The 6,117-nt window shown below is 58.5% G+C and carries 9 protein-coding genes; all 9 read right to left on the reverse strand.

From position 1 onward, the window contains the following. Positions 1-537: 537 nt before the first annotated feature. Positions 538-669, reverse strand: coding sequence for a hypothetical protein (locus GOB83_RS15140; protein ID WP_264798973.1), 132 nt, complete (start codon positions 667-669; stop codon positions 538-540). Positions 670-671: 2 nt separating this feature from the next. Beyond that, positions 672-953 carry a hypothetical protein gene (locus GOB83_RS14295; RefSeq protein ID WP_165926582.1) on the reverse strand — a complete coding sequence of 94 codons (282 nt, stop codon included), beginning with the start codon at positions 951-953 and terminating at the stop codon, positions 672-674. A gap of 55 nt (positions 954-1,008) precedes the next feature. Then, entirely contained in the window at positions 1,009-1,686 is a 678-nt protein-coding gene (locus GOB83_RS14300) for a hypothetical protein (RefSeq protein WP_165926583.1), read from the reverse strand. A 1,203-nt stretch (positions 1,687-2,889) separates the two neighbouring features. Continuing rightward, positions 2,890-3,156, reverse strand: a complete 267-nt coding sequence (locus GOB83_RS14305) for a hypothetical protein (RefSeq protein WP_165926584.1) — start codon at positions 3,154-3,156, stop codon at positions 2,890-2,892. A gap of 26 nt (positions 3,157-3,182) precedes the next feature. After that, entirely contained in the window at positions 3,183-3,992 is an 810-nt protein-coding gene (locus GOB83_RS14310; RefSeq protein WP_165926585.1) for a hypothetical protein, read from the reverse strand. Next, positions 3,989-4,345, reverse strand: a complete 357-nt coding sequence (locus GOB83_RS14315; RefSeq protein WP_165926586.1) for a hypothetical protein — start codon at positions 4,343-4,345, stop codon at positions 3,989-3,991. The genes GOB83_RS14310 and GOB83_RS14315 overlap by 4 nt, the downstream gene beginning before the upstream one ends. Before the next feature lie 212 nt (positions 4,346-4,557). Then, positions 4,558-4,830, reverse strand: coding sequence for a hypothetical protein (locus GOB83_RS14320; RefSeq protein WP_165926587.1), 273 nt, complete (start codon positions 4,828-4,830; stop codon positions 4,558-4,560). Further along, complete coding sequence (locus tag GOB83_RS14325; protein WP_165926588.1) at positions 4,827-5,753, reverse strand: ArdC family protein; 927 nt, start codon at positions 5,751-5,753, stop codon at positions 4,827-4,829. Before GOB83_RS14325 ends, GOB83_RS14320 begins: the two co-directional genes overlap by 4 nt. Positions 5,754-5,999: 246 nt before the next feature. Beyond that, a partial coding sequence (locus GOB83_RS14330) for a DUF2312 domain-containing protein (RefSeq protein ID WP_165926589.1) occupies positions 6,000-6,117 on the reverse strand: 118 nt, incomplete at its 5' end.

Below are 6,117 nucleotides of genomic sequence, written 5' to 3' on the forward strand. Positions count from 1 at the left end.
CGCATCAGCAGGACGATGGAGACCGGGGTCCGCCCCGGTAGATCCGGCAGTATGTACTAACCAACGTGATGGGAAGACTGTGATCGGAAACAGTTTCAGGTAATACCGTCTGTGGATTTGTGCCTTTGAGCACGCCTACAAGTTTGGTACCTGACACGCGAGCGTACACCCATAATGGCCAGCGAAAGCTTTCGCACGAACAGGCCGGACATAAGTACGCATCTGACCGGATCTTCATATCAAATCGGTAGTCGTCATCCAGCCGGTGAAACAAACAATAAACTTTGGAAATCGCACAGGGAGACTCGTGTGAAACATTGTGTTTGAACGGCCGTCCACATAAATCCACAGGAGGGACCCGAGGGCCGCGCGACACGACCGCCAAGAGTCTGGTGGCGCGCGGCCCTTGGGAGGTGCCTGTGGAGTTGTGGATAGCCCGCCGGGGCGACAATACGGCCCTTTTTTACCGGCCGGAAGGAACAGAAGAACAGCGCAGGCTAAAACGCCTTACGGCGGGCCATGCCCGCCGATCTCGGCTTAGTTGCGCTCCAATGACTCCCGCCATTTGGCAAGGCGCGTCATGACCGGACCGATAGAAAGCCCCGCGACAAGGGTAAAAATGGCCGCTGGCAGCAGGATAAACAGAAGTGATTGTGTGAAAACATCCATAATCAAACTTCCTCCTTCGCTTCTACAGTATAGGGAACGTAAGCCAGTAGAGTCAAAGAACATAATTCAAGAGCAGCCCCAAGCACAAACGACAAGCCCGCATGAGTAAGGTTCAAAGCGGGGTATGTTGTCATCAGGGGCGTTAGAATACCCAGCCCCCACGCACTAAGCGCCAATGTCTGAAAAATTGCCGCCAATGCCTTAAATCTATCTTCAAGATGTTTGGGCGTTTGGCGGGGTGGCAATAAAACCCGCAAAATGGGATGAGGTTTTTTCGTGGTCATGCGCTCACTGTCACGTTCGGGTTAGCCGGGCCAATAAGGCCCGGCTGGTCGTTGTTCAGATACCAAGTGCCTCGTCGAGGGCTGCGGCGGCTTCCTGTGACACGGTGCGGTTATTCGCACGGGACTGGTAGGGCTGCCATTCTTCGCCCATGACTTCGGCATAAGCCGTGCAGGCTCCGCTGGCGATATGGTACAGAGCGTATGCCTTCACTGCATGTTCGGCTGCGACCCGGCGCAAGCGGCCTGTATAGTTATCCTGCCCGTCGATGCCCATGCGGTCGTCGTCGCGGTGTTCGTTTGCCCATTTGTCCTTTGCGTCTTTTGCAAGCTGGCGGCGGGTTTCGTAGTAATTCGCCGCACCATGAGCCGAGCGCACAAGCGCATCTACGATACGGTCAAGATGTATCTTGATCGCCTTAAAATCATCTTCACCGTTAAAAGACGTGACCAGAACGGGCCGTAACGCCTCATACTGGTCACGGACGGCGCTCAGGCCGAGGCCGATCATTTCGTCAACGTCTGCAACGTCCAACCCGAAACGTGCGCTGATAAGAGCAATCTGGTCGTCTGAGGGGGCCAGAAGCTCCACATTGGCCAGAGACGGAGACCGCTGCGCTTTCATGCGCTGTTCCGTTTCATGGAACTGACGGGCGCGGGCGGGAGATACGGAACCGGCGGCATCGCCCTTGCGGGGGGAGTTAGCCTTGCTTACAGTGTTCTTTACGTCGGACATGAAAATACCCTTTCTGTTCTGGCTAGCCCCGGTTTGGTGTTGGTCGCACCGACCGGGGCGTTTTGTTGTTTGGGCCTATTCCCTCTCAACAAGTAAAGATTAGTACATCCCGACAAACAGAGCAAGAGAAAAAGCGTAGAAAACAGCCAAAAAAGCGTATTTTTTCGGTCTTTTTTACACAAATAAACGAAACAATATTGCGCGGTATATTTCTGTATTTCTTGGTTCGCCTTTCTCCTAAGAACAAATTGGCGCGGTCGGTTTCGTTATTACACTTCCCGTTATTTTATACCTGAAACCCCCTCGCGCCCAGCAACGCGGAACGGCGGGCAAGAGGCATGGTCGCCCCACCCCACTCCTTGCCTCCTGAGCAAAAAGGCCACGTCCCCGGCACAAGGGACTGACTGCACCAGAGGGCGCGTGTGACGCGCCAGCCGTAGGCCGCCGTAGGCGTCTGGTGAGACCACCGGCCCTGCTCACTGGTGCCGGCACAAGGTCATGGCTGTCCATAAATCCATAGGAGGGACCCGAGGGCCGTGCGACACGACCGCCAAGAGTCTGGTGGCGCACGGCCCTCGGGAGGTCCCTGTGGAGTTGTGGGCAGCACACGGGGAACACGGTGCTCCATACCCGCGCAAGACAGGCGTCACAACCGGTTGCGTCAGACTGCAAGAGCGAGCGGAACTGCCCTCGCGCAAACAGAAAGAACAACCAATGATGTCACCGACTGAAACTACTCGCACACCTGAGGAAAACCCTCGTCAGCCTGATCAGGCCGCCTGTATGCGGTCCGCTTCTTTTTCCCTGCGCGAAAGCCTTACAAACCTGATGCGGGGGTTAGTCTGTTTCTTCTTCGAACTCACCGAAATATGTCTCAAGGCGGTTTTCATTTTCCTGTTTGTGATTTTATGCGCTTTATTCATTTTCTTTTTGGGAGATTACATTTTCTGTAATAGCGCACACACAGAGCGCTTCGGTACCATTCTCAATATTATCGCGCACTGTATAACTGCGCAGGGCGTTCTTTTCTTTGTGGTTCTGTACGGAATTGCATCACGCTGCAGGAGGTTCCGGACTGATCTCGACTCAGTCGCCTCAATAACCGTTGGTAGAACCCAGACCCACACCCCGGACTGACCCAGCCATTGCCGGTGTCCTCTGGACAACCGGCAACACCTGCTCGACCTTTCCTGAACACAGGAGCTAGACATGGCACGACAGGGCGACCTGTTCGGATGGAAGCGGCCACGCAGTGCGCCGCGCATCATCGCTCACCTGACCGATTGCGGCGATCACGGCTGTGTTTACCAGCCGGGTATGCGCATGGTCGCACTCTTCACCTGTCCCCGCTGCGAGTGGGAAAGCCGCTGGATCGAAATGCCCAGCGTTACAGCCTGTCGCAAAGGCATCGCCTGTGAGCCGTGCAATGCTGAACGGGCCAAAGCCCGGAACAGCGTTGGACGGCCTCACGAACCATCTAATAGCGCACCAGCGCGTCAGAACAGAATTGCGTCCCAGTCCGGACCATAAAGCACTTTCATGCGGCGCGCGTAGCGATCGTAGCGCGCAGCCGCCTCGCGCGCCTGCGCGTCAGCATCCTGTGCGTAGGTCCGCCAGCGCGCGCACCAGTTCGCCAGTTCCGGAAAACGCTGAGGCAGTTCATCCACATCGAGCCACGCCTTCGCTCCGATCCGGCCATACGCGGTAATGTCGCTCATAAACGTCACCTGCGTAGAGACAGTATGAAGCACGATATTGCGGACGGGATCATACAAAGTATTCGGCCGCTCCCGGACCCACGCCTCCAGAACCCGCCACGGGCCGATGTCGCGCGGACCGGGCGGGATGCCGCGAAGCCCCGCACCCACCCGGGCAAAAGGCCGTATATCAACGATGCTGGCATCCGATTCAAACAGGACGACACGGGTTGTCCTGCGCCCCGGCCGGTTCCGTGTCACACCCAGCAGAGCCGCGAAATACCCACTCCTGCACACGCGGCCTGCCTGCCAGATCTCAAGGCCCGTTTTAGCATAGCGCGACGTGTCATCAGGGTTATCCCATATCAGGGTATGCACCAGCCGGGGATGCCGGCGCGTCAGGCGGATCATGAGTGGCACATGGAAATTCTTGTGCATGGGCTCCAGCCCGAAAGACAGCAGCGTTCGGGTCGTGCGGATCCCAAAAACCGGGGGTGGCCAGCCCCCCGTATCGCGACACGCCGCACGTAACCAGTCCCGTAATGCCGCACGATCGCGCGCAGGCCCACGCACCTGTACGCGCACATCAGGTAGCCCCATGTCGCTCATACGCTGCCCTCCCTGCGGGTAACGGCAAACCAGTGACAATACCATTCCCCGTCACCCTGCGGCGGGGGCGGGGCATTGCGCTGCACATGCTGGTCCGGCAGGCCGGGAACCGCCTGTTCAACCAGAATACGCATCATGCAGGCCAGTGCTGTGCGATTATGCTCGGGTATGTCGCTGCCATAGCAGACACGCACCAGTTCGTCGGCCAGACGCTCCCGCGCGCTCCAGACCCTGTCGCACGGAGCAATCGAAACCGAGATCAGGGCGGCCTGTTGGCCCCTTGCCAGCACGTCGGCGGGCATGTTTGAGGGAACACCTCTCCACAGCGGAGTGACGGCGATCTGTTTGTGCATTGTTCTGTTTCTCCTTCACCCCTCTGCCGCTGCATGGGATCGGGACGGGGGCAACGGGCGCGCGAAGCGCGAGCCTGCGACCGTTGCGGCCGCCCCGGTCCCATGCGAGGCGTCACAACGCTTTGTGACACCCTATTCGCCTGTTCTTTTCTGCTATGGTTTTTCTGATGCTATTCCTGCGCACCTTTATTGCCCGTACCCGTCCTGTCGTTTCACTCTGCTGGTATGGGGTATCCGTTTTCGGGCTGAGCCTGCTCGTGCTTTACGGCATCCTCGGCATCGGCCTTCAGGCCAGCCTGATGGTTGTCGCCAACACGCCGCGCCTGAGCCTGCCCGCCCTTTACTGGCTCGCTCATCAGAGCAGCGGGCAGCTGCTCGATGGGATTGCCCGCAAGAGCCAGATCATCGACCAGCTCTTTCGCGGGATCAGCGGCGTCATTGCCCTGGGTGCTATGGCGCTGCGCCTCTGGCGTCACCGCCGTCACGCCGCAAGCCGCATGTCCACGGGCGACGCTTGCGCTGCGGCCAGCAAAAACTCCACGGCAGTCGATGCGTGACGCGCGGCTGTAAAAATAGCCCGTTTGTCCGCCTTCATGAGGGTGATCCAGCTCTGAAGATACGCCGCATGACGCGTGGTCGGCGGCACACCCTTCACAGCACAGATCTGTGCAGCAGCCAGTTCGGCGACAAGCTCTTCCATCTGGTATGCCGCATCACCAAAACGCTGGCCGAACGTCCTGTCCAGACGGTGCACGGCACCTGTCCAATGCGCCAGTTCATGAGACTGAACCCGGAACAGGTCAAAAGCGTTTTCAAAGGCCTGCGGCTGCGGACACTGGATGTAATCGCGTGAGGGAACGTAATAGGCTTCATCGCCCCCAAACCGGATGTCAGCCCCGGTCGCGGCGACAAATGCGTCCAGTGTCGCATTGGCGACAATCGGCGTGCTGATGACATGCTCCGGCACGTCGACCCCCTCGATCTGGTCGAGATTAAAGACGGTGTAACGCTTCAGAAACGGTACCGCACGCGGATCTTCCTCACTCCCCTCGGAGCGCTCACGCTCACTCTGCGGGACATAAGTGGATGCTTTCACGATCATGGTGCCACGCTCACCGCGCCTTACATGCCCACCCACCTGCATGGCCTGTCGATAGGTCATCCAGCGGCTACTCGAATAGCCCTTCATCGCGCCAGAAAGCCACAGCAGGATGACATTGATCCCCGAATACCGGTTCGTCGTCAGGGCGTTTGTGGGCAGACCGGCAGCCCCCGTTGTCTTCCATGGCCGTGTCCAGGGCAGCGTGCCACTTTCCATCTGGGCAAGAATGGTCTGCGTCACCTCGGCATACAGGTCGAGACGTTCGCCAAGGGCATCAGTGTTTGTGGATGTGCTGTTTCTGGCCATGTGTTTTTTCCTTCCTGACGTCGCCGCCCGAAGGGGCGGCTGATACGCAACCGGAAGGGGTCGCCACAGGTAGGCCAATCACGCGCAGCGCCGTAGCGCAGCGAAGGACCGCAGGTTGATTGGCATGCCGGCGGCCCCAGAAGGGCGTGTCAGCCGCCCCTTCGGGCCGCCACGTCCCTTCTGAGTGTTTCCTTTGGTTTTATTCCCTCTTTTTCCCTGGCATGTCCTTGTCGTGAGCCGGATTGCCTACATTCCCAGCGCACGCCGGTAGATATCGAGCAGCGTTTCCTGCTCTTCCACTTCCGAAGGTTCCTGTTTGCGCTGGCGGATGATCTGGCGGATGACCTTCACATCGAACCCCGCC

Origin of the sequence: Acetobacter fabarum, from assembly GCF_011516925.1 — a bacterium.
Classification (GTDB): Bacteria; Pseudomonadota; Alphaproteobacteria; order Acetobacterales; family Acetobacteraceae; genus Acetobacter; species Acetobacter fabarum.

Coding starts and splice junctions, on each gene's coding strand:
- GOB83_RS15140 (WP_264798973.1), bottom strand. CDS start 669: ATGGATGTTTTCACACAATCACTTCTGTTTATCCTGCTGCCAGCGGCC.
- GOB83_RS14295 (WP_165926582.1), bottom strand. CDS start 953: ATGACCACGAAAAAACCTCATCCCATTTTGCGGGTTTTATTGCCACCC.
- GOB83_RS14300 (WP_165926583.1), bottom strand. CDS start 1,686: ATGTCCGACGTAAAGAACACTGTAAGCAAGGCTAACTCCCCCCGCAAG.
- GOB83_RS14310 (WP_165926585.1), bottom strand. CDS start 3,992: ATGAGCGACATGGGGCTACCTGATGTGCGCGTACAGGTGCGTGGGCCT.
- GOB83_RS14315 (WP_165926586.1), bottom strand. CDS start 4,345: ATGCACAAACAGATCGCCGTCACTCCGCTGTGGAGAGGTGTTCCCTCA.
- GOB83_RS14325 (WP_165926588.1), bottom strand. CDS start 5,753: ATGGCCAGAAACAGCACATCCACAAACACTGATGCCCTTGGCGAACGT.